Origin of the sequence: Pseudoduganella sp. UC29_106 (assembly GCF_044055365.1) — a bacterium.
Lineage (GTDB): Bacteria > Pseudomonadota > Gammaproteobacteria > Burkholderiales > Burkholderiaceae_D > Rugamonas.
In genome coordinates this window covers 4,616,480-4,638,686 of record NZ_CP171977.1, presented here as the reverse complement: position 1 = coordinate 4,638,686, position 22,207 = coordinate 4,616,480, and the positions used below count along the sequence as shown (strand labels likewise).

Here is a 22,207-nt window from a genome sequence, read left to right as displayed (position 1 = left end):
TTGCTGAATTACGGAATTGGATGTCAATCATAATTCAAAGTCTGGAGCGGCGCTTGGGGGCGGATCAATCCGCTTTCCGACGCTACAACAACTACGTGCGTACGCGCCTTGGCGTGCAATTTCGTCATCAGGCCGCGCACATGGGTTTTCACCGTGCCCACGCCGATGCCGAGTTGCTGCGCAATGGTCTTGTTGCAACTGCCTTGCGCCAGCAGCGTCAGCACGTCCGTCTCGCGCGCCGTCAGGGATTCGCGGCGCAGGCTGTCGGCCAGGCGCAGGCTGACGGCGTCCGCCATATAGCGCACGCCCCTGGACAGCGCCTGGATGGCTTTCAGCAATTCCTCGACCGAGGCGTCCTGCAGCACATAGCCGTACACCCCAGCCTCCATCGCCTGGCGCACTTCCACTTCCCTTGCGCTGCGTGCGACGATCAGTATGCGCGGCGGGGGAGTAATTTGCTCCAGCGTATCGCTGTGCGCCAGGTCGATCGCGCTTTCATAGTCCGCAACGACGATCTGGGCGGTGTTCAGGGCCAGCGGACACTGCGCATGCAGAGTGACGTTCAGTTCGGCCTGCGCGCCAAGGATGGTTTGCAGGCCGGCGGTCAATACGGCTTCGCCGCGCATGATATGGACATTGGTCTTACTAAGCAGCATCGGTTCCTCCAACATCAACTTGTATATGAACAAATGATGTCCCGAGGCTAGCGGCAGCGGCAAGTTAAGCGATGTTAATTCTTGCTAATTTTTGCGCTGCAGGACGTAGTCAAGCGAAACCGGACCGCCGCCGTGGGCTACCAGGGTCAGCAGCAAACCCGCCCAGGTCAGGTGGGTCGGCCATGCATCCGGTGCTATGAAGACATCCATGGCCAGCGTAATCCCCAGCAGAACCAGCGCGGAGGCGCGTGTGAATAGGCCCACCAGCACCAGCACTGGCAAGAGGTGCTCGGCCAGCGTAATCGTTTGCGCGGCCACCTCCGGCGGAAAGGCCAGCGGATAGTCGAAGCGGAACATGGCGTAGGTGGAGGGCTTCAGCGTGGCCAGCCCTTCAACCCTGGTGCGTCCGGATGCCAGGAATACCGCCGCCATGGCGGTACGCGCCACCAGCTGCAACAGCGCCTGCGGCAACAGGCAGGCGGAACGACTGCGGGTGGGAATGGTGACTGTTGTCGGCAAGGGGGCCCCCAGTTCAGCTGGTGGGGATGCTGCAGGGCGGTCACCAGTTCGTCGCCGATCCAGTGGGCGAGCAAGCCGATGGCGCGCTGCACGCCGTCTTCTTCGCCAACGCGCCCGGCCAGCATGGCGCACAGGCCGGCAAAGCTGCCGACGCTCTGCACGCAGCTGATCGCTTCCAGTTCCAGCGCATCCACGCCGCGCAGGCAGGATACATAGCCGCGCTGCCAGACCAGCAGGCCCGCGGGTTCCGCCAGCATGCGGCCACGCGGACTGGGCTTGCCCCGGGCCAGCGCCGACCAGACGTCGGCTGCATTGGTCGTGGCCGGCGCAATCACCAGTGATGGCGCAAGGCGCACGTGCACGGTATCCCAGTTGATGGCCGCCAGGCCGCAAGGCATCACGGGCCACGGATCATGGGGCACGAAGGCGTTGTCCACGGCGCGCTCGATCCAGGCCAGTTCCAGCAGGGCGGGGCGGTCGGGAAAGAGTTCGTTCAGGGTCAGGCTGAAATCGTCGGCGCAGGCATCGTGTGTCCACGCGTAGGATGGGTTGTGTTCAAGGTGCCGGATCGCGGCCCGCTCGAAGCGTTCTTCCCCCAGCCAGGCGCGCACGCGCGGATAAGTGGCCTCCAGGGTGTTCAGGAGCTGGGGCAAAGAAGTATCCATAACGATCTCCCGGGTTAACAATACCAGTGAGATCTTGCAGCAAGACGGCGCCTTGCGCCTCCCCCGGAAGTAGTAACAAAAACTACTTCCGATAGATCACATCGAGGCTGCCCTGGCCAAAGTACTTCTCGTACTCCTGGGCGGCGAAGGAATCCATCATGCCGGCGATATAGTCGATCACCAGGCGCTCGCGGCTATCCTTCAGGCAGCGGATCTCGGGCGGCAGCAGGATGCCGTTGCGGTTGTACTGCCTGTCGCTCAGGACTTCGAACAGGCCGCGGATGATTTTCTCGCCGCGCTTCTCGTACAGTTGCACGTCCTTCTTGCGCAGGATGGCCCGCCACAGCAGGCTTTTCAGGCCGCGCGCCAGCAGGGCCTTGGTCCGGTAGCCCAGCTGGCCGTCGACCACGCCGATATCCTGGCACAGCTCATGGACGATCTGCGAAGTCAGCTCCTTGCGCAGCACGATCGAATATTCTTCCGAGCTTTCCTGCGCCTCGCACTTCAGCGCTTCTTCGTGCGCATGGTGGGCGATGGCGGAGAACTGGTCGAAGGCGCCGGCGAATTCCTTGCTGATCCTGAACTCGTGCAGGATCTCGCCCCAGGTAATGATGCCAAAGCTCAGCGCATCTTCGACATCGTGGGCGGCGTAGGCGATTTCGTCGGCCAGGTCCATGATCTGGGCGTCGATGCCCTTGCGAACGGTGATGCCATGCCTGGCCAGCTCGCTGGTCAGAAAATCGTAGTCATCGTCGTACAGGAATTTCTTTACCGTGGGCGTATCGCGGCGCTGGAAGTACTTGGTGATGCCGAACAGCGTACGCACCGTGAGGTTCAGGCCCGCATAGGCGTGGTGCTTCTTTTCCAGCGTGCGCAGGATGCGGAAGGCTTGCGCATTGCCTTCGAAACCGCCGGCATCGGCCGCGAGCTCGTTCAGGATCTTCTCGCCGTAATGGCCGAAGGGGGGATTGCCGATGTCGTGCGCCAGCGAGCAGGTTTCGGATACGACCGTGCGCTCCAGGCCCAGGTCCGCGGCAATCGAGCGCGCGATCTGCGCCACTTCCAGGCTGTGCGTGAGCCGGTTGCGGTTGAAATGGTTGGCGTCCACGCCCAGCAACTGCATCTTGCCCTGCAGGCGGCGGAAGGAGGCGGAGTAGAGCACGCGCGCATAATCGCGCATGCATTCCTCGCGGCCGGCGCCGCGTCCGTCGGACTGGGCGTGCACGCGGTACTCCAGTGGCAGCACGAGGGTTTCCTGTTCCCTGGCGAAGGCGATGGTGTCGTCTGAATACATGATTGTCCTTAGGTTTGCTGGCATTCTATTCGAGCCGCTGTGCCAAAGGTGTATATTGCACGCGGATTCGAATTCACGTTGGATGAAAAAATGTCACCAGTCTCACTCTTTCTCGTAGTCCTCGCTTACTTTGGCCTGCTGCTCGGCGTGGCGTGGTGGACTTCCCGCAATGCCAATAACGACAGCTTCTTCATCGGGAACAAGAACTCGAACTGGATGCTGGTGGCCTTCGGCATGGTCGGCACCACGCTCAGCGGCGTGACCTTCATCAGCGTGCCGGGCGCGGTCGGCAAGGATGGTTTTGGTTATCTCCAGATCACCCTGGGTTATGTGCTCGGCTACCTCACTGTGGCCTTCGTGCTGCTGCCGCTGTACTACCGCCTGAAACTGACCTCGATCTACCACTACCTGGACGTGCGCCTGGGCCGCCGTTCCTACCAGAGCGGTGCGGCCTTCTTCATCCTTTCGCGCACGCTGGGCGCCACGGCGCGCCTCTACCTGGTGGTGAACATTCTGCAGGCGACGATCCTGGACAGCCTGGGCGTGCCGTTCTGGCTCACCAACCTGATCATCCTGGCGATGATCCTGCTCTATACCTACGAGGGCGGCGTGAAGACCATCGTCTGGACCGACACGCTGCAAACCACCGGCATGCTGCTCGGCCTCGTGACCTGCGTGGTCTTCCTGATGAATGAGATGCAGCTGGACCTGGCGGGCAGCCTGGCGCAGATGGAAGCGCATGGCCTGTCGAAGATCTTCACGATGGACGTGGACAGCCCGAACTACTTCTGGAAGCAGGTGCTGGCCGGCGCCGCGATCACCATCGCCATGACGGGCATGGACCAGGAAATGATGCAGAAGAATATCTCGGTCAAGACCCTGGGCGGCGCTCAGAAAAACATGGTCACGCTGACCATCATCCTGACCGGCGTGCTGACTTTATTTCTCTTCCTCGGCGGCCTGCTGTACCTGTACGCGCCGCAGGCCGGCATAGCCGCCACCGGCGACAAGATCTTCCCGGCCGTGGTCATGGGCCACCTGCCGGCCGCCGTGCAGATGATCTTCTTTATCGCCCTCGTCAGCGCGCTGTTCCCCAGCGCGGACGGCGCGATCACCGCGCTCACGTCCTCCTTCTGCATCGATATCCTGGGCCTGAAGCGCCGCGAAGACCTGCAGGAAGCGCAGCGCACCAGCATCCGCCATCGCGTGCACCTGGGCTTCTGCGCGCTGTTCCTGGTGCTGGTAATGGTCTTCAAATGGATCGACAGCGCCAGCATGATCGGCGTGATCCTGAAGCTGGCCGGCTATACCTACGGCCCGCTGCTAGGCCTGTTTGCCTTCGGCATCCTGAGCAAGCGCAGGGTGCAGGACCGGTGGGTGCCCGCCATCGCGCTGGCCGGTCCGCTGGTCTGCGCCCTGATTGAGCACTATCAAGGCCTGCTGTTTGGCGGCTATCGCCTGGGTCTTGAACTGCTTGTCGTCAACGGACTGCTGGTGATGGGCGGCCTGTTCCTGATTTCGTCGCCGGAACGCAGCAAACCGCTGGATGCCGTTGTCAGCGGAAGTGCGGTACAGTGATGAATGAATATTAATCTCACCCAGGAGTATTGATGTCCCGATCCGTGTTTTCCTATGTCCGCAGCGGTTTCACCTGGCTGTGGAATGCAGTGGACAGCACCCGCCGCTTCACCCTGAACCTGATCTTCCTGATCATCGTGGTGGCCCTGCTGGTGCTGATCTTCGGCGGCGGCGTGAAGCCGCTGGGCGACAAGACCATGCTGGTGCTGAACCTGGATGGCACGCTGGTTGAGCAGTCCGCCGGCAATGCGCGCGAAGCGCTGTTGGCAAACCTGAGCGGCAGCGATGCGCGCAAGTCGATCCAGTTGCGCGATGTGCTGAATGTGCTGGATTCGGCCGCCAAGGACCCCCATATCGCCGGCGCCGTGCTGGTGCTGGATGAAATGGGTGGCGGCGGCCAGGCCATGCTGCGCGAAATCGGCGGCGCCGTGGACCGCTTCAAGGCCAGCGGGAAGAAAGTCGTGGCCTGGGGTTCCAGCTATAACCAGCGCCAGTACCAGGTGGCCATTCACGCGGATGAAGTTTACCTGCATCCGATGGGCGCTGTGGTGCTCGATGGTTTCGGCCGCTACCGCAATTACTACCGCGATGCGCTGGACAAGGTGGGCGTGACCGTCAATGTCATGCGCGTCGGCACCTACAAGAGCTTTGCCGAGCCGTTCATCGCCAATGGCCCGTCGCAGGCGGCCGCCGAGGCGGATGCCTATCTGAATAATGACCTGTGGGCGCGCTATACGCAGCAGGTGGAGACGGCGCGCAAGCTGCCGGAAGGTGCGCTGATGAAGGCCATCAACAACCTGCCGGAGCTGGTGAAGAACGCCGATGGCGACCTGGCCAAGGTGTCGCTGCAGGCCAAGCTGGTGGACGGCCTGAAAACCAAGGACGAATTGCGTGAGCGCATGCTGAAGCTGGGCGAGTCCGACCCGGCCGTGAAGTCCTTCCGCCAGGTAAGTTTCGAGGATTACCTGGCCCGCCAGCATCCGAAGCTGACGGGCGATGCCATTGGCGTGGTGATGGCGGTGGGCGAGATCGGCGACGGCGTGGCTGCGCCGGGCGCCATCGGCGGCCAGTCGACCTCCAAGCTGATTCGCATGGCGCGCGAGGATTCCAGCATCAAGGCCATCGTGCTGCGCGTGGATTCGCCCGGCGGCAGCGCCTTCGGCTCCGAACTGATTCGCCGCGAACTGGAACTGACGCGCGCTGCCGGCAAGCCGGTGGTGGTCTCGATGGGCAATGTGGCCGCTTCCGGCGGCTACTGGATTTCGATGTCTTCCGACGAGGTGATTGCCGATCCGGCGACCATCACGGGCTCGATCGGCGTGTTCGCGCTATTCCCGACCGTGGACAAGGTGATCGACAAGCTGGGCATCCACACCGCCGGCCAGACGACGACCTGGCTGGGCGATGCGGTCAACCCGCTGCGTCCGATGGACCCGCGCCTGGGGCAGGTGATCCAGGGCGCCATCAGCCATACGTATTCCGAGTTCACGTCCAAGGCCGCCAAGGCGCGCAATACGACGCCGGACAAGATCGATGCCGTGGCCCAGGGCCGCGTGTGGACGGGCGCCCAGGCGAAGGAGCGCGGGCTGGTCGATACGCTGGGCAGCTATGGCGATGCGCTGCGCTCGGCTGCGCGGCGCGCGAAGATCGAGGGGGAGCCTCGAATCGTTTACATCGAACGCGAAACCTCGCGCTTCGAGCGGCTGGTGGAGTTCTTTGGCGGGTCGACGGCCAAGGTGGTCAGCGAGCAAGTGAAGCTGGCCTTGTTGCCTACGGGTATGCCGTTGGGCGTGGCGAGGGATGTCGCCCAGGACCTGAACTGGCTGAACGACCTCACCGCCCAGCGCAAGCCCTTCATGGCCCTGACCCATTGCCTCTGCAGCTCGCCCGACTGAGCTAACACGGCGGATCAATGATCCGCCCTACGCGTCGGGGGCGCCATCGGGACCGTTGGCCCGCCAATCTCCGGCGCATCTGATTTGGCCCCGCAGGGGCTGTAGGCGGATCATTGATCCGCCGCTGCGCCGCCCGCGGCCCGTCCGGCCAGGAGATTTGTATCAAGTTTGTAAGCGAGTATGACACTGAACGCCGCCGCCATCACTGGCGGCGTTTTTGTTTCCGCCCCGCGAACCCGTTTTTTGCTGAGTTGCCGTGTCTCAATTGTATCCACCGTGACGCATTGCCGGAAATAGGCCGTGATAGAGTCATTCTGACACCAAATAATAAGAGGATCAGTAATGGACTCACCATCCGCCCAACGCCGCCCGAGCCGGCGCACGAAGATTATTGGCGGCCTGCTGGCGCTGGCTGCGATGGCCGGCCTGGGCTGGCTGGCCTGGTACCTGACACACCCTTCTGCCGAAACGGGCGCACCGGGCGCGATGGGCGCTGCCGGTGGCCCGCCAGGCGCCCCTGGGGCCGGTGGACCGGGCGGGGCAGGCGGGCGGAGCGGCGGCCGTGGTGGCCGCGGCGGCCCGCCAAGCACCGTAGGCGTGGCGGCAGCCGAGAAGTCGGACTTGCCGGTGACCCTGGACGCCCTCGGCACCGTCACTGCCGCCGCGACGGCGACCGTGCGGCCGCAGGTGTCCGGCATCCTGCAGAAGGTGCTGTTCAAGGAAGGCCAGATGGTCAAGGCGGGGCAGGTTCTGGCGCAGATCGACCCGCGTCCCTTCGAGCTGGCCCTGATGCAGGCCACCGGCCAGCGTCAGCGCGATGAGGCGCAGCTGGAAAACGCCCGGCTCACCCTGGAGCGCTACCAGACCTTGCTGTCCCAGGACTCGATTGCGCGCCAGGATGTGGACACGCAGGCGGCCCTGGTCAAGCAGCTGCAGGGCACCGTGATGACGGACCGCGCCAATGAAGGCACGGCGCGGCTGAATCTTGGCTACTCCAGGGTCGTGGCGCCGATCAGCGGCCGCGTGGGCTTGCGCGTGGTCGATATCGGCAACCTGGTGGGCTCGGGCGATTCGGGCGGCATTGCCGTGATCACCCAGCTGTCTCCAATCGACGTGGAGTTCGCCGTGCCGCAGGACCGCGTGCCCGAGCTGATGAAGCGCATGAACGAAGGCGCTTCGCTGTCCGCGCTGGCCTTTGACCGTACGCGCGTGAACCTGCTGGAAAAAGGACGCTTCTCGGCGCTGGATAACCAGGTCGACACGCAGACCGGCACGGTGATGGCGAAGGCGCGCTTCGACAACGCGCAGTTCGGCCTGTTCCCGTCCCAGTTCGTCAATGTGCGGCTGGAGCTGCGCACGGTCAAGGATGCCGTGATGGTGCCGGTGACGGCATTGCGTCACGGCGCCACGGGCGATTATGTGTATGTGCTGAATTCGGACAAGACCGTGTCCCTGCGCATGGTCACGCGCGGCCAGGCGACCGTTGAGAAGGTGCAGATTGCCAGCGGGCTGAATGTGGGCGAGCAGGTGATCACCGAGGGCGCCGACCGTCTGAAGGATGGCGCCCGCGTCATGCTGCCCTCCGAGCGCGGACAGGGCGGCCCCGGCGGACGCCGCAACCGCGCCGGCGCCACCGCAGGCGGCCCAGCCGCTGCGCCCGATGCAACCGCCAACGCGTCCGGCGACGCCGCCACGCCGGCCGGCGAAGGTCGCCGCTGGCGCGACCGCGCAGCCGCCGGAGCCGCGGCCGGAGCAGGGGCAGGATCGGCCAGCGCGCAGCCGCAACAAGCCCAGGGAGGCGGCGCGCGATGAGCCCCTCCGCGCCGTTCATCCAGCGTCCGGTAGCGACTTCGCTGCTGATGCTGGCGATCGTCCTCGCCGGCCTGGTTGGATTCAAGTTCCTGCCGCTGTCCGCGCTGCCGCAGGTCGACTTCCCGACCATCCAGGTGCAGACGCTGTACCCCGGCGCCAGCCCGGAAGTGATGGGGCAGACCGTGACCGCTCCGCTGGAAAGACAGTTCGGCCAGATGGCCGGACTGCAGCGCATGAGCTCCACCAGCGCCGCCGGCGTCTCCATCATCACCCTGCAATTCGGCCTCGGCCAAACCCTGGACGTGGCCGAGCAGGAAGTGCAGGCCGCCATCAACGCCGGCGCCAGCCTGCTGCCGACCGACCTGCCTGCGCCCCCGGTGTACGCCAAGGTCAATCCGGCCGACGCGCCCGTGCTCACGCTGGCCATCACCTCCGACACGATGCCGCTGACCGAAGTGCAGAACATCGTCAACACCCGGCTGGCGCTGAAGATCAGCCAGGTCACCGGCGTCGGGCTGGTCACGCTGAGCGGCGGCCAGCGTCCGGCCGTGCGCATCCAGGCCGACACGCAAGCCCTGGCCAGCTACGGCCTGGGACTCGATAACCTTCGCACCGCCATCACCGGCGCCAACGCCAATAGCGCCAAGGGCAGCTTCGACGGCCCCACGCGCGCCTTCTCGATCAATGCCAACGACCAGCTGGTCACGGCCGACGATTACAAGAACCTGATCATCGCCTACCGCAACGGCGCACCCGTGCGCCTGAGTAATGTGGCCCAGGTGGTGGACAGCGCGGAAAACGTGAAGCTGGGCGCCTGGTCCGGCATGAAGCCGGCCATCATCCTGAACGTGCAGCGCCAGCCCGGCGCCAACGTCATCGCCACGGTGGACGCGATCAAGGACCGCCTGCCGGAGCTGCAAGCCGGCCTGCCCGGCGCGCTGAAGGTGGACATCCTGAGCGACCGCACCACCGGCATCCGCGCCTCCGTCAAGCACGTGGAAATGGAACTGATCCTGGCCGTGGTGCTGGTGGTGCTGGTGATCTTCTTCTTCCTGCACAGCCTGCGCGCCACCGTGATCGCCAGCCTGGCCGTGCCGATCTCGCTGATCGGCACTTTCGGCGTAATGTACCTGCTAGGCTACAGCCTGAATAACCTCAGCCTGATGGCGCTGACCATCGCCACCGGCTTCGTGGTCGACGATGCGATCGTGATGATCGAGAATATCTCGCGCTACATCGAGGAAGGCGAGAAGCCGATGGCGGCGGCGCTGAAAGGCGCCACCCAGATCGGCTTCACCATCATCTCGCTGACGGTGTCGCTGATTGCCGTGCTGATTCCGCTGCTGTTCATGGGCGACGTGGTGGGCCGCCTGTTCCGCGAATTCGCCGTCACGCTGGCCATCACCATCCTGATTTCGGCCGTGGTCTCGCTGACGCTGGTGCCGATGATGTCCGGCCGTTGGCTGAACAAGCCACCACGACGACCCGCCCGGCAGCCTCGGATCGCGCATCCAGCGTGGCTTCGACAAGGTGATCCATCACTACGACCGCAGCCTGAAATGGGTGTTCGACCACCAGGGCCTCACCCTGATCATCGCGCTGGCCACGCTGGCGCTGACCGCGCTGCTCTATATCCTGATCCCGAAAGGCCTGTTCCCGACCCAGGACACGGGCCAGCTGCAGGCCCGCATCGAAACCGCGCAAGCCGTGTCGTATTCACGGATGGCCGAATTGCAGCAGCAGGCGGCGCAAGCCATCCTGAACGATCACGACGTGCAGTCGCTCAGTTCCGTGGTCGGCGTGGATGCGGCCAACAACTCCATGCTGCACACCGGCCGCATGCTGATCAACCTGAAGGAAAGCCACGACAAGCAGGCCGACATCATGGAGCGCCTGCGCCGCAGCGTGAACGCCGTCCCGGGAGTGACGATCTACCTGCAGCCGACCCAGGACCTGACCATCGACGCCGAATCCGGCCCCACGCAATACCGCGTGTCGCTGGAAGGCGCCGATAACGCCACCGTGACCCAGTGGGCGAACCGCCTGGCCGAGCGCATGGCGACCAAGAAGGAGTTGCGTAATGTGGTGTCCGATGCCGGCGCCACCGGGGCGGCGGCTTATGTGAACATCGACCGCGATACGGCTTCGCGCCTGTCCGTCACGGCAGCGGCCATCGACGACGCGCTGTACAGTGCCTTCGGCCAGCGTATCGTGTCCACCATCTTCACCGAAACCAACCAGTACCGCGTGATCCTCGAAGCGCGCCAGGATGGCCTGAGCACGCCCGATGCGCTGGGCAACCTGCAGATCCGCACCGGCAGCGGCAAGGCTACGCCGCTTTCCGCCGTGGCCAGCGTGACTGAAAAGGCGGCGCCGCTGCAGATCACCCACGTGGCGCAGTATCCGGCCACTACCCTCGGCTTCGACGCGGCGCCCGGCGTGGCGCTGGGCGATGCGGTGGATGCGATCCGCGAAGCGGCCAAGGATATCCAGCTGCCGGCCTCCGTCACGCTGACCTTCCTTGGCGCTTCCGGCGCCTACCAGGCTTCGCTCAGCAACCAGCTGTGGCTGATCCTGGCGGCCGTGGTGTGCGTCTACATTGTGCTGGGCGTGCTGTATGAGAGTTATATCCATCCGCTGACCATCCTCTCAACGCTGCCGTCCGCCGGCGTGGGCGCCTTGCTGGCGCTGATGATCACCGGCCAGGAGCTGGGCGTGATCGGCATCATCGGCATCATCCTGCTGATCGGCATCGTGAAGAAGAACGCGATCATGATGATCGACTTCGCTATCGAGGCCGAACGCGACGAAGGCAAGCCGCCGCTGGAGGCGATTCACCAGGCCGCGCTGCTGCGCTTCCGTCCTATCATCATGACCACGCTGGCGGCGCTGTTCGCGGCCATCCCGCTGATGCTGGGCTTTGGCGAGGGCGCGGAACTGCGCCGTCCGCTGGGCCTCTCCATCTTCGGCGGCCTGATCGTGAGCCAGATGCTCACGCTGTACACCACGCCGGTGATTTACCTGGCGTTTGACCGCATGGGCCAGCGCTGGCGCAAACGGCGCGGCGCGGCCGAACCGGCACAAGGGGAGGGCGCCAAGCCATGAACCTGTCCGAGCCCTTTGTCCGCCGTCCCATCGCCACGGTCCTGCTGACGATCGGGCTGGCGCTGGCGGGCATCGCGGCCTTCTTCGTGCTGCCGGTGTCGCCGCTGCCCCAGGTCGATTACCCATCGATCTCGGTCAGCGCTAACCTGCCCGGCGCCAGCCCGGACACGATGGCCACCAGCGTGGCCACCCCGCTGGAACGGCGGCTGGGCGTGATCGCGGGCGTGAACGAGATGACGTCCAATTCCGGCAGCGGATCGACCCGCATCAACCTGCAGTTCGACCTGAACCGCAAGATCGATTCCGCCGCGCGCGAAGTGCAGGCGGCGATCAATGCCACCCGCGTGGACCTGCCGGCCACGCTGAAACAGAACCCGACCTACCGCAAGGCCAACCCGTCGGATGCGCCGGTGATGATCCTGGCGCTGACTTCGCCGACGCGCAGCCCGGGGCAGATCTACGAAGCCGTGTCCAATATCGTGCAGCAGAAGCTGGCGCAGGTGCAGGGTGTGGGTGACGTAGAGATCGGCGGCGGCTCGCTGCCGGCCGTGCGCGTGGAACTGCTGCCGTATGCGATGAACCGCTACGGGCTGTCGTCCGAGGATGTGCGCGCGGCCGTCCAGGCCAGCAATGCGAACCGCCCGAAAGGCGCGCTGGAAGGCGATGAGCGCCGCCTGCAGATTTATTCCGGCCACGGCGAAACGGGCAAGCGCCCGATGGCCGTCGATTACCGCAACCTGGTCGTGGCCTGGCGCGGCGACGCCGCCATTCGCCTGGGCGACGTGGCGACCGTGACCGATGGCGCGGAAAACCGCAATACCCTGGGCCTCTACAACGGCGACCCCGCCGTGATCGTACTGATCACGCGCCAGCCCGGCGCCAACGTGATCGAAACGGTAGACAGCGTGCGCGAACTGCTGCCGCAACTGCGCGCCCAACTGCCGCAGGACATCAAGCTGGAAGTGGCTTCGGACAGCACGAATTCCATCCGCTCCTCGCTGCGCGAAATCGAGATCACGCTGTTGATTTCCATCGCGCTGGTGGTGCTGGTGGTGAGCGCCTTCCTGCGCAGCGCGCGCGCCACGATCATTCCCGCCATTGCGACGGTCGTGTCCCTGCTGGGCACTTTCGGCGTGATGTACTTCCTCGGCTTCAGCCTGAATAACCTGAGCCTGATGGCGCTGACCGTGGCCACCGGCTTCGTGGTCGATGACGCCATCGTGGTGCTGGAAAACACGGCGCGCCACGTGGAGCAGGGCATGGACCGCTTCAAGGCAGCGCTGCTGGGCGCGCGCGAAGTGGGCTTCACGGTGCTGTCCATCAGCCTGTCGCTGGTGGCGGTCTTCATCCCGCTGCTGTTCATGGGCGGCCAGGTGGGGCGGCTGTTCCGCGAATTCGCCGTCACGCTGTCCGCCGCGGTGCTGATTTCGCTGGTGATTTCGCTGACCACCACGCCCATGATGTGCGCCTGGCTGCTGAAGCCGGGCCATGACCACAAGCCGGCTGGCCGCATCTCGCGTTTCTTCGAGCGCGCTTTCGTGGCCGTGCTGCGCACCTACGAGCATTCGCTGGACTGGGCCCTGCATTCGCTGTGGCTGGTGATGGCCATCCTGCTGTTTGTCATTGGCCTCAACGTCTACCTGTTTGCGGCATCGCCCAAGGGCTTCTTCCCGCAGCAGGACACGGGCCAGATCAATGGCGGCATCCGCGCCGACCAGAGCATTTCCTTCCAGGCCATGCAGCAGAAGCTGCGCCAGCTGGTCAACATCATCAAGCGCGACCCGGCCGTGGCCACGGTGGTCGGCTTCACCGGCGGTTCGCGCGCGGGCGGCGGCTTCATGTTCGTGAACCTGAAACCGGCTTCCGAACGCACGGATTCGGGCCAGGCGGTGATTGCGCGCCTGCGTCCGCAACTGCAGCGGGTGACGGGCGTGTCCCTGTTCCTGAATCCCGTGCAGGATTTGCGCATGGGCGGCCGCCAGAGCAATTCGACTTACCAGTACACGCTGAAGAGCGATAACCGCGCCGACCTGAAGGACTGGGCGAGCCGGCTGGCCGATGCGATGAAGGCGCAGAAGGCGCTGGTGGATGTGGATACCGACCAGGCGGACAACGGCGTGGAGACCTTCGTCACCATCGACAAGGATACGACTTCGCGGCTTGGCATGACCGTGAAGGATGTCGATAACGCCTTGTACAACGCTTTCGGGCAGCGGCAGGTGGCGACCATCTACGATGAGCTGAACCAGTACAAGGTGGTGATGGAAGTGGCGCCCGAGTTTGCGCAGAGTCCAGAGGCGCTCAGGGACGTCTATGTGCCGCGCAAGGGTGCGGCCGCCAGCACGGCCACCGCGGCGCGCGGTGCAGCTTCGGGCGGCGCGGCCACAGGCGGTGGCACGTCCGCAACTGCGAGCGGCGCCGGCGCGCCGGCCGGCCTGGTAGGCGGCGCCACGACGCAGGCAGGCGCCCTGGGCACGACGGCCTCCACCTCCAGCAACAACGTACAGGCCGCGCGCGACGCATCCTCCGGCAATGCGCTGAGCACCTCGGCCTCGACCATGGTCCCCCTGAGCGCGATCTCGACTTTCGCGGAGAGCTCCACGCCAACCTCGGTCAACCACCAGGACGGCGAGCTGGCAACTACGATCTCCTTCAACCTGGCGCAGGGCTTCAGCCTGAGCCAGGCGCAGGAAGCGGTGAAACAGGCCGAGGCCGACATCGGCATGCCGAACAATGTGCGCGGCAGTTTCCAGGGCACGGCGCGCAGCGCGCAGGAAAGCAACCAGCAGCAGCCCTTGCTGATCGTGGCCGCACTGGTGGTGATCTATATCGTGCTGGGCATCCTGTACGAAAGCCTGGTGCACCCGGTGACGGTGCTGTCCACGCTGCCCTCGGCCGGCGTGGGCGCCGTGCTGGCGCTGTTGATGTTCAAGCTGGAATTCTCGATCATCGCCCTCATCGGCGTGTTCCTGCTGATCGGCATCGTGAAGAAGAACGCCATCCTGATCATCGACTTCGCGCTGGAGGCGGAGCGGTCCAGGGGGCTCAGCTCCGTCGAGGCGGTGCGCGAAGCCTGCCTGCTGCGCTTCCGCCCCATCCTGATGACGACGCTGGCCGCCGCCCTCGGCGCGCTGCCGCTGGCCATCGGCTTCGGCGAAGGCTCGGAGCTGCGCCAGCCGCTGGGCATCGCCATCATCGGCGGCCTGATTGCCAGCCAGCTTCTGACCTTGCTGACCACGCCCGTGGTCTACGTGCTGATGGACAAGCTGCGCAAGCGCAGCCCCGACGAACACCTGCTCAGCCGCACAGGCGGCGCGCAGCCAACACCAACAACGACATGAACAAGCACGCCATCCTCCGCCGCGCCGCAGCGGCAGCGGCCATCAGCACGGCGCTCGCTGCCCTGGGCGGCTGCGCGCTGACGCCTACTTACGAAGTCCCGACAACGCCGCAGCCCGCCGGCTTCAAGGAAGCCCAGGGCTGGCAGCCCGCCGCCCCGGCCGACGCGCTGGAGCGCGGCCCGTGGTGGGAACTGTTCGGCGATCCGGTGCTGAACGAGCTGGCCGCGTCGATCGAAGTGAACAACCAGAATGTGGCCGCCGCCGCCGCATCGTATGCGCAGGCGCGTGCCATCGTGGCCGAGCAGCGCGCCGCCATGTTCCCGGTCGTGAACCTGAACGCCAGCGCCGACCGCTCCGGCGGCGGTGGCGACACCCGCACGGCCAGCCAGTACCGCGTGAACATTGGCGGCAGCTGGGAGCCCGATATCTGGGGCCGGCTGCGCGCTGGAGTGAGCGGAGCGCAGGCCAGCGCGCAGGCCAGCGCAGCGGAACTGGCGGCGGCGAAGCTGTCCGCGCAGGGCGAGCTGGCCGCCAATTACATTTCGCTACGCCAGGCTGACGCCACGAAGCAGTTGCTGGAAACTACGGTGGCCGGCTACGAGCGCGTGCAGCAGATCACGCAGAACCGCTTCAATGCCGGCATCGCCGCCAAGTCGGACCTGCTGCAGGCCCAGACCCAGCTGGCCAACGCCCGTGCGGACTTGCTGACCGTCACGCGCCAGCGCGCCCAGTTCGAGCACGCGATAGCCGTCCTGCTGGGCAAGGCGCCGGCCGACTTCACGCTGGCGCCGGCCGCGTGGTCTCTGAAGGCGCCGGAAGTGCCAGTCGGCGTGCCCTCCACGCTGCTGGAGCGCCGGCCGGACATCGCCGCCGCCGAGCGCCGCGTCGCTTCCGCCAATACCCAGATCGGCATCGCGCGCGCCGCCTATTTCCCCAGCCTAAACCTGAGCGCCAGCGGCGGCTACGCGGCCGGCGCCGTCGGCGGCCTGTTCAGCGCATCAAACAGCTTGTGGGCGCTCGGCCTGTCCGCTGCGCAGACCGTGTTCAACGCCGGCGCCACCGGCGCTCGGGTTGACCAGGCCAGGGCCGGGCGCGATATCGCCATTGCGCAGTATCGCCAGACCGTGCTGAGCGCGTTCGCCGACGTGGAAAACCAGCTGGCGGCCACCCGCGTCTTGGGCGAGCAGCAGGCCTTGCGCCGCGTGGCATCGGAAGCGGCCGACCAGGTCGAGCAGCAGCTGGAAAACCGCTACCGGGCGGGCCAGGTTAGCTACACCGAAGTGGTCACGGCCCAGGTCACGGCGCTGAATGCGCGTCGGGCCCTGGTGCAGGCCCAAGCCGACCAGCAAACAGCAGCCGTGGCACTGATCCAGGCGCTGGGAGGGGGCTGGCACGCCCGTTAGCAATGGGATGGACTCCTTCTCTCCAATAAGCGCCTCGGCGCCTGAACTGGAGTTTTCACACAACCAGTTTGGAGAAGGAGTCCACCATGAAGATTGTTCGCGTCGGCGTCGACCTAGCCAAGAACGTCATTCAGGTCCACGGTGCAAATCGTTGCGAAAAGGTTGTTTGGCGTAAGAAGCTGCGTAGAGCCGAGTGGCTGGCGGCATTGCTGGAGAAAATTGAGCCAGGGTGCGAGATCGGTATGGAAACTTGTAAAAGCTGATCCCAACCGACCTGGACCGCTCGCTGGGCGATATCGTCAACGACCTGGCTTGTGCTTGACTGGAAAAGGATGCGCTGGAAGGGCTGCGGACTCTGGTATCCTGTGAAAAACAGATCCCGACCCGCGACGGCCGCTGGTTCATGGTGCGCATCGTTCCTTACCGGACGTTAGCTAATGTGATCGACGGGCGGGTGGCCACTTTCATCAATCTTACCGAGCTGAAGTCGCTGGAGGCGTGCCGGATGCCCCCGGCGGAGGCGGCCAAAATATCGCGCAATGAAAATCGTTCCCACCCAGACTGCGGCCCAGACGGACATGCTGAAGCAATGGCATGAGCTGCAGGTCAGCCAGATCGAGCTCGAAATCCAGAGCGCGGCGCTGGCGGAACTGGAGCTGCAAAAGCGGCAGGTGGAAGAGGGCTTGCAGCGTTATGCGGGCCTGTACGACAAGGCGCCCGTCAGCTACCTGTCCCTGTCGCCGGAAGGTTGTATCGTTGGCGCCAACCGCGCCGCCGCCGGGCTGCTGCAGTCCGAGCGCGTGCGCCTGCAGGGCGAGCCCTTCGAGCGCTTCGTGGCGCCGGAAAGCCAGCCGGCCCTGCGCAGCTTCCTGGAGCATATACCGCTGGACGGCGAATCGGCCGTGATGGAAGCGCACCTGTTCGATGGCGTGGGCGCAGGCCGCATCCGCCTGGAAGCGAACTATGACGCTGCGGACAAGGTGATCCGCGTCATCGTCAGCGACATCACTGAATGGCAGGCGCGCGAAACTGCGCTGCGCCGCGCCTTCGTGGTAATGGACAACCTGGATGAAGGCGTGGTGATGATTGATCCGTCGGGCCACATCCAGTCCGTCAATCCTGCCTTCAGCGCGATCACCGGTTATCCGGCGTCGGTGGCGCAGGGGCTGCCCCTGCGCGTGCTGCGCCATCCGCGCCAGCGTCCGGAGTTCTATGGCACGCTGTGGGCGGAAGTGCTGGCGGGCGTGAGCTGGCAGGGCGAGCTGCTGGCGCGCCGGCGTGATGGTTCCGAATTCATCGCCTCGCTGTCGCTGCGGCCCATGATGGGCTCGGATGGCAATGTGAACAGCGTGGTGGCGGTGTTCTCCGACATCAGCCAGCGCCGCCAGGCAGAACACGCGCTGCAGGAATTGCACCACAAGCTGGAGGTGCGCGTGGTGCAGCGCACGGCCGAACTGCTGCATGCGAACGGCCAGCTGCGCCAGCTTTCGGCCCATATGGCCTCGGTCAAGGAAGAAGAGCGCAAGCGCATCGCGCGCGAAATCCACGATGAACTGGGACAGAACCTGCTGGCGCTGCGCATGGATATCTCGCAGCTGCACGCGCGCGTCGGCCATCGTGACACACGCCTGGGCCAGCGCGTGACAGCGGCCCTTTCCACTATCGATGCCACGCTGCGCAGCGTGCGCGGCATCATGAACGACTTGCGTCCCGCCGTGCTGGACCTGGGCTTGGCGGCGGCGCTGGAATGGCTGGTCAACGATTTCCGCAACCGCAGCAGCATTGACTGCCGCCTGCGCATGCCGCGCGACATGATCTTTTCCCGCGTCGACAATGAAACTGGCATAGTGCTCTTCCGCATCGTGCAGGAATCCCTGCAAAATGTACTGCGCCATGCCCGGGCCAGCTATGTGGAAGTGGCGCTTGAAGAGCAGGGCGATGAGATCACGCTGTCGGTGGAGGATAACGGCATCGGCATCGCGCCCCAGAACCGCAATAAACCGGGTTCCTTTGGCCTGATCGGCATCGCCGAGCGGGTGGATGCGCTGCGCGGCGTGCTGCATCTGCATGACTATGAACCGGGTGGTGGGACGAGCTTGTCCGTGCGCCTCCCGCTGCCGCCTGGTTGACAGTTCGTCCATAGTCAGGGTTCCCCTTAAGCCTTATACTGCCGGGGCTTTTTCCATAACAGGGGACTATGTTGATCAAAAATCTTATCATCCCGGCCATGCTGCTGGCGGTGTACCCATCCGTACACGCCGACGAAGGCCAATGGCAGCCGCACCAGCTGCCGCAGTTGAAGGCGGAACTGAAACGCATCGGCATCACCATTCCGGCCGAACAGCTGGCCGACCTGTCGAAGCATCCCATGAGCGCCATCGTCTCGCTGGCCGGCTGCTCGGCCTCCTTCGTGTCCCCTGATGGCCTGGTGGTGACCAACCACCACTGCGCCTATGGCGCCATCCAGCGCAATTCGACCGCTGAAAAGAATTACATTGCCAACGGCTTCCTGGCCAAAACCCGCGCCGAGGAACTGCCGGGCGGCCCGACTTCCCACGTGTACGTGACCGACAAGGTGGAGAACGTGACGGCGCGCGTGCTGGAAGGCCTGGACAAGCTGTCCGGCCGCGCGCGCCATGAAGCCGTGGAATCGCGCATCAAGACCCTGATCGCCGAATGCGAAACCGACAAGAGCTACCGCTGCTCCGTGCCGGCCTTCCACCGCGGCGCCGAGTACTACCGCATCCGCCAGATGATGATCCGCGACGTGCGCCTGGTGTATGCTCCGGCTGAATCCATCGGCAACTACGGCGGCGATATCGACAACTACGAGTGGCCGCGCCATACCGGCGACTATTCCTTCCTGCGCGCCTATGTGGGCAAGGATGGCAAGCCTGCCGACCCGTCGCCGGACAATGTGCCATACAAGTCGAAGGACTTCCTGGTGGTGTCCGCCGAAGGCCTGAAGAATGGCGATCCTATCCTGCTGGCCGGTTATCCGGGCCGCACCAGCCGCTACAAGCTGCCGTCCGAGATCCGCTACGCGCGCGACCTGAGCTACCCGCAGCAAGTGGCCGAATTCCAGGCCGACCTGGATACCATTGATGCCGCCACCAAGGGCAACGAAGGCAATGTGGTGCGCTATGCGTCCGTGGTCAAGTCCATCAACAACCGCATGAAGAAGACCCAGGGCCTGCTGGACGGCTTCGCGCGCAAGGACATCGCCGCCATCAAGGATGTGCAGGATGCCGATTTCCGCGCCTGGTACGCGAAGCAGCCTGGCGTGTCGAAGTCCATGCTGGCCGAACTGGATGCCGTGATCGCGGCCGACATGGCGCTGTCCGACGAGGAATTCGCCTGGAACGTGGCGACCAACAGCGATCTGTTCAAGAGCGCACGCACCCTGTACCGCCTGGCGCTGCAGCGCAAGAAGCCGGACGCCGAGCGTGAATCCGGCTACCAGCAGCGCGACGTGAGCTTCATCAAGGCGCGCCTGGCCCGCCTGGAACAATCCTATGTCGGCTCCGTGGACCAGGCGCGCTATGCGGCCGGCCTGCAGCGCTACGCGAAGCTGAAGGCCCATCCGCAAGGCCTGGACGCTCTGCTGCCTGTCGCTGCCGACGTGCCCGCGCTGTACAGCGCTTCGAAGCTGGGCGACACCGCCACCCGCCTGGCGCTGATGGACAAGGATGTGGAAGCCTTTACCCAGTCCGACGACCCCTGCATCAAGTTGGCGGTCAAGCTGAACGCCGTCGGCCAGTCGCTGGAAGACCGCCGCAAGGAAGTGGACGGCAACCTGGAAAAGGTGATCCCGCAATACATGGGCGCCGTGATCGCATGGAAGAAGTCCCAGGGCAAGCCTGTGTATCCGGACGCGAACTCCACCCTGCGCGTGACCTACGGCACCGTGGCGCCTTACTCGCCGCGTGACGGCGTGACCAAGGGCCCGTTCACCACCGTGGAAGGCATCGTCGAGAAGCACACCGGCAAGGAGCCGTTCAATGCGCCGTCCGCACTGCTGCAAGCGGTCAAGGGCAAGCGCTACGGCGTGTTCAAGGACCCGGTGCTGGGCACCGTGCCGGTCAACTTCCTGTCCAGTGCCGACACCACCGGCGGCAACTCCGGCTCCGCTATCGTCAACAAACGCGGCGAGCTGATCGGCCTGAACTTCGATTCGACCTACGAGTCCATCACCAAGGACTGGTACTTCGACCCGCAGATCACCCGCGCCATCCACCTGGATATCCGCTACATGCTGTGGGTCATGAAGGAAGTCGACCATGCCGACAACCTGCTGCAGGAAATGAAGATCAAGTATCCTAAGAAGTAATTAAAAAAACGGGACCTTCGCGGTCCCGTTTTTTATTTGGCGCCGATGTGGCGCTTCAGGAAGTCTTCAAGTTTCTGGTACATGGCGATGGAGTTCTCTGTGTCGTAGAAACCGTGCCCCTCATAGTCGATGTACATCCACTCCGGCGCCTTGCCCGCCGCGGCCAGCGCATCGCGCATGCGGAAAGCGTGCTCCTTCGGCGCGACCTTGTCCTTGCCGCCGTGGATCAGCAATACCGGAGCCTTGATGCCTGAGGCCTGGCGCACGGGGGGAAAAGCGCTCCAGTTCATCCTTGTCCTCGCCAATGAACTTTTGCAGCCAGCCCTTGCTGCGGATGTTGGTGCGGGCGCGGTCTTCCTGGTACAGGTAGGGCAGGTCGTACACGCCTGCATAACCGATTGCGCATTTGAACAGATCCGGCTCGCGTGCAGCCAGCATCAGCGCCGCATAGCCACCGAAACTGCCGCCGTACACGCACATGCGCTTGCCATCGATTTCGCCCTGTGCACTGGCCCATTTCACACCGTCGACCAGGTCGTTCATGATCTTGCCGCCCCACTGGCGGAAGCCCAGCGTTTCGAAGGCCGGACCACGCCCGCCGGATCCGCGGAAATTCACCTGCAGCACGGCATAGCCGCGCGAGGCCAGGAACTGCGCATCCGCATCAAAGTACCAGGAATCGAAGGGGCCGTGCGGGCCGCCGTGAGGGATCAGCACCAGTGGCAATTTCTGCTGCGGCGCATGCTTCGGCATCGTCAGGTAGCCGTGCAGCACCAGGCCGTCGCGCGCTCTGAAGCTGATGGGGCGGCGCTCTGCCATCTGCTCTGGATCGATCTGTTCCATCGCCAGCATCAGCATGTCGGCGCGATTGGTCTTGCGGTCGAACAGATAGTAGGCGCCGGGATCCCTGTCGCTGCGGACCGAGAACAGCAGCTTGCTGCCGTCACTGGTGGAGTCGATGAAGAACACCATGCTGTCCGGGAACTGCGCACTCAGGGTCTTGTGCAGCTTGACGTCCGCATCATTCTCATCGAAATAGATTACGCGAGGGCGCCCAGTTCGCGTAGTGGCGGCAATGGGCAGGTCGGCATGCGTGCCGTACATGAGGCCAAGCGTACCGTTCGGATCCGATGCGACGGTACGGCGTTCGCCGCTGGCCAGGTTTTCGCGGACGACGGCCTCCGGTTCGCCCCTTGCGGAATGGAAGGCCATGAATTCGTGGTTGTCCGCCGAAATGGTGATGGGGCGCAGCTCGCTGCCGATGCGCGAGGGATCGACCGTGTTCCAGTTACCCTCAGTGCCATTGTTGCGCATCAGGACGAATTGATTGTCTTCCTTGTAGCCGTAGGCGAAGCGCGGCGTGCCGTCCCACTGCGTGATGAAGCGCATGTGGGCGATTGGCAGGCTGGCGCGCTCCTTGCGGATGCCAGTACGCGAATCGATGTCGATCAGCGTGGACCGTTCGACGCGCCACAACTGGCTGCTGACCAGCACGTGGCCATTGTTCGGTTCCGGAATCCGGCTGACATAACCGTTGCCATAATCATCGTCGTGCCGGTTGCTGGTCGCGTACTTGAACATGTCGTAGCCGTACAGGTACTCCTGCTTC

14 protein-coding genes and 2 pseudogenes are annotated in these 22,207 nt (G+C 64.5%); 10 read left to right on the top strand and 6 right to left on the bottom strand.

Features of this window, described 5'->3' with window-relative positions; genetic code table 11:
- Positions 1-23: 23 nt before the first annotated feature.
- The 4 genes from ACHMW6_RS23195 to dgt form a co-directional block, all read right to left on the bottom strand.
- Positions 24-656 (bottom strand): LuxR C-terminal-related transcriptional regulator, encoded by a 633-nt coding sequence (locus tag ACHMW6_RS23195; RefSeq protein WP_395400269.1) that lies wholly within the window; start codon positions 654-656, stop codon positions 24-26.
- Positions 657-740: 84 nt separating this feature from the next.
- Positions 741-1,088 carry a DoxX family protein gene (locus ACHMW6_RS23190; RefSeq protein WP_395400267.1) on the bottom strand — a complete coding sequence of 116 codons (348 nt, stop codon included), beginning with the start codon at positions 1,086-1,088 and terminating at the stop codon, positions 741-743.
- Complete coding sequence (locus ACHMW6_RS23185) at positions 1,031-1,840, bottom strand: putative DNA-binding domain-containing protein (RefSeq protein ID WP_395400265.1); 810 nt, start codon at positions 1,838-1,840, stop codon at positions 1,031-1,033. The genes ACHMW6_RS23190 and ACHMW6_RS23185 overlap by 58 nt, the downstream gene beginning before the upstream one ends.
- A gap of 82 nt (positions 1,841-1,922) precedes the next feature.
- Positions 1,923-3,134 carry a dGTP triphosphohydrolase gene (gene dgt / locus ACHMW6_RS23180; RefSeq protein ID WP_395400264.1) on the bottom strand — a complete coding sequence of 404 codons (1,212 nt, stop codon included), beginning with the start codon at positions 3,132-3,134 and terminating at the stop codon, positions 1,923-1,925.
- Between the two features lie 90 nt (positions 3,135-3,224).
- Here dgt and ACHMW6_RS23175 point away from each other — a divergent pair, with 90 nt between their 5' ends.
- The 10 genes and pseudogenes from ACHMW6_RS23175 (at position 3,225) to ACHMW6_RS23130 (ending at position 20,598) form a co-directional block, all read left to right on the top strand.
- Positions 3,225-4,712 (top strand): sodium:solute symporter, encoded by a 1,488-nt coding sequence (locus tag ACHMW6_RS23175; RefSeq protein ID WP_395400263.1) that lies wholly within the window; start codon positions 3,225-3,227, stop codon positions 4,710-4,712.
- 32 nt (positions 4,713-4,744) lie between these two features.
- The gene (sppA, locus tag ACHMW6_RS23170; protein ID WP_395400262.1) at positions 4,745-6,607 is read left to right on the top strand and encodes a signal peptide peptidase SppA; all 1,863 of its coding nucleotides are present in this window, start codon (positions 4,745-4,747) and stop codon (positions 6,605-6,607) included.
- Between the two features lie 342 nt (positions 6,608-6,949).
- On the top strand, positions 6,950-8,419 hold the full coding sequence (locus tag ACHMW6_RS23165) for an efflux RND transporter periplasmic adaptor subunit (RefSeq protein WP_395400261.1): 1,470 nt from the start codon (positions 6,950-6,952) through the stop codon (positions 8,417-8,419).
- Positions 8,416-11,524 (top strand): annotated as a pseudogene (locus ACHMW6_RS23160) (efflux RND transporter permease subunit). The gene ACHMW6_RS23165 and the pseudogene ACHMW6_RS23160 overlap by 4 nt, the downstream one beginning before the upstream one ends.
- Positions 11,521-14,865 (top strand): efflux RND transporter permease subunit, encoded by a 3,345-nt coding sequence (locus ACHMW6_RS23155; RefSeq protein ID WP_395400260.1) that lies wholly within the window; start codon positions 11,521-11,523, stop codon positions 14,863-14,865. The pseudogene ACHMW6_RS23160 and the gene ACHMW6_RS23155 overlap by 4 nt, the downstream one beginning before the upstream one ends.
- Entirely contained in the window at positions 14,862-16,268 is a 1,407-nt protein-coding gene (locus ACHMW6_RS23150) for an efflux transporter outer membrane subunit (RefSeq protein WP_395400258.1), read from the top strand. Before ACHMW6_RS23155 ends, ACHMW6_RS23150 begins: the two co-directional genes overlap by 4 nt.
- A gap of 86 nt (positions 16,269-16,354) precedes the next feature.
- Positions 16,355-16,531: a hypothetical protein gene (locus ACHMW6_RS23145; protein WP_395400256.1), complete on the top strand. Its 177-nt coding sequence runs from the start codon at positions 16,355-16,357 to the stop codon at positions 16,529-16,531.
- A gap of 59 nt (positions 16,532-16,590) precedes the next feature.
- The gene (locus ACHMW6_RS23140; protein WP_395408693.1) at positions 16,591-16,866 is read left to right on the top strand and encodes a PAS domain-containing protein; all 276 of its coding nucleotides are present in this window, start codon (positions 16,591-16,593) and stop codon (positions 16,864-16,866) included.
- Positions 16,808-18,397, top strand: coding sequence for a PAS domain S-box protein (locus ACHMW6_RS23135; protein ID WP_395400254.1), 1,590 nt, complete (start codon positions 16,808-16,810; stop codon positions 18,395-18,397). The genes ACHMW6_RS23140 and ACHMW6_RS23135 overlap by 59 nt, the downstream gene beginning before the upstream one ends.
- Before the next feature lie 68 nt (positions 18,398-18,465).
- Positions 18,466-20,598: a S46 family peptidase gene (locus ACHMW6_RS23130; protein WP_395400252.1), complete on the top strand. Its 2,133-nt coding sequence runs from the start codon at positions 18,466-18,468 to the stop codon at positions 20,596-20,598.
- 32 nt (positions 20,599-20,630) lie between these two features.
- Here the strand turns inward: ACHMW6_RS23130 and ACHMW6_RS23125 are convergent, their stop codons facing one another.
- Positions 20,631-20,888, bottom strand: a complete 258-nt coding sequence (locus tag ACHMW6_RS23125) for an alpha/beta hydrolase family protein (protein WP_395400250.1) — start codon at positions 20,886-20,888, stop codon at positions 20,631-20,633.
- A 25-nt stretch (positions 20,889-20,913) separates the two neighbouring features.
- Positions 20,914-21,417, bottom strand: a pseudogene (locus tag ACHMW6_RS23120) (alpha/beta hydrolase family protein); the annotation flags it as partial.
- Between the last annotated feature and the right edge of the window lie 790 nt (positions 21,418-22,207).

What these genes read in the sequence shown, in the direction of transcription:
- sppA (WP_395400262.1), top strand. Translation starts at nt 4,745, where the DNA reads ATGTCCCGATCCGTGTTTTCCTATGTCCGCAGCGGTTTCACCTGGCTG.
- ACHMW6_RS23145 (WP_395400256.1), top strand. Translation starts at nt 16,355, where the DNA reads ATGAAGATTGTTCGCGTCGGCGTCGACCTAGCCAAGAACGTCATTCAG.
- ACHMW6_RS23195 (WP_395400269.1), bottom strand. Translation starts at nt 656, where the DNA reads ATGCTGCTTAGTAAGACCAATGTCCATATCATGCGCGGCGAAGCCGTA.
- ACHMW6_RS23155 (WP_395400260.1), top strand. Translation starts at nt 11,521, where the DNA reads ATGAACCTGTCCGAGCCCTTTGTCCGCCGTCCCATCGCCACGGTCCTG.
- ACHMW6_RS23175 (WP_395400263.1), top strand. Translation starts at nt 3,225, where the DNA reads ATGTCACCAGTCTCACTCTTTCTCGTAGTCCTCGCTTACTTTGGCCTG.
- ACHMW6_RS23125 (WP_395400250.1), bottom strand. Translation starts at nt 20,888, where the DNA reads ATGAACTGGAGCGCTTTTCCCCCCGTGCGCCAGGCCTCAGGCATCAAG.
- ACHMW6_RS23190 (WP_395400267.1), bottom strand. Translation starts at nt 1,088, where the DNA reads ATGGCGGCGGTATTCCTGGCATCCGGACGCACCAGGGTTGAAGGGCTG.
- dgt (WP_395400264.1), bottom strand. Translation starts at nt 3,134, where the DNA reads ATGTATTCAGACGACACCATCGCCTTCGCCAGGGAACAGGAAACCCTC.
- ACHMW6_RS23130 (WP_395400252.1), top strand. Translation starts at nt 18,466, where the DNA reads ATGTTGATCAAAAATCTTATCATCCCGGCCATGCTGCTGGCGGTGTAC.
- ACHMW6_RS23135 (WP_395400254.1), top strand. Translation starts at nt 16,808, where the DNA reads ATGAAAATCGTTCCCACCCAGACTGCGGCCCAGACGGACATGCTGAAG.
- ACHMW6_RS23150 (WP_395400258.1), top strand. Translation starts at nt 14,862, where the DNA reads ATGAACAAGCACGCCATCCTCCGCCGCGCCGCAGCGGCAGCGGCCATC.
- ACHMW6_RS23185 (WP_395400265.1), bottom strand. Translation starts at nt 1,840, where the DNA reads ATGGATACTTCTTTGCCCCAGCTCCTGAACACCCTGGAGGCCACTTAT.
- ACHMW6_RS23165 (WP_395400261.1), top strand. Translation starts at nt 6,950, where the DNA reads ATGGACTCACCATCCGCCCAACGCCGCCCGAGCCGGCGCACGAAGATT.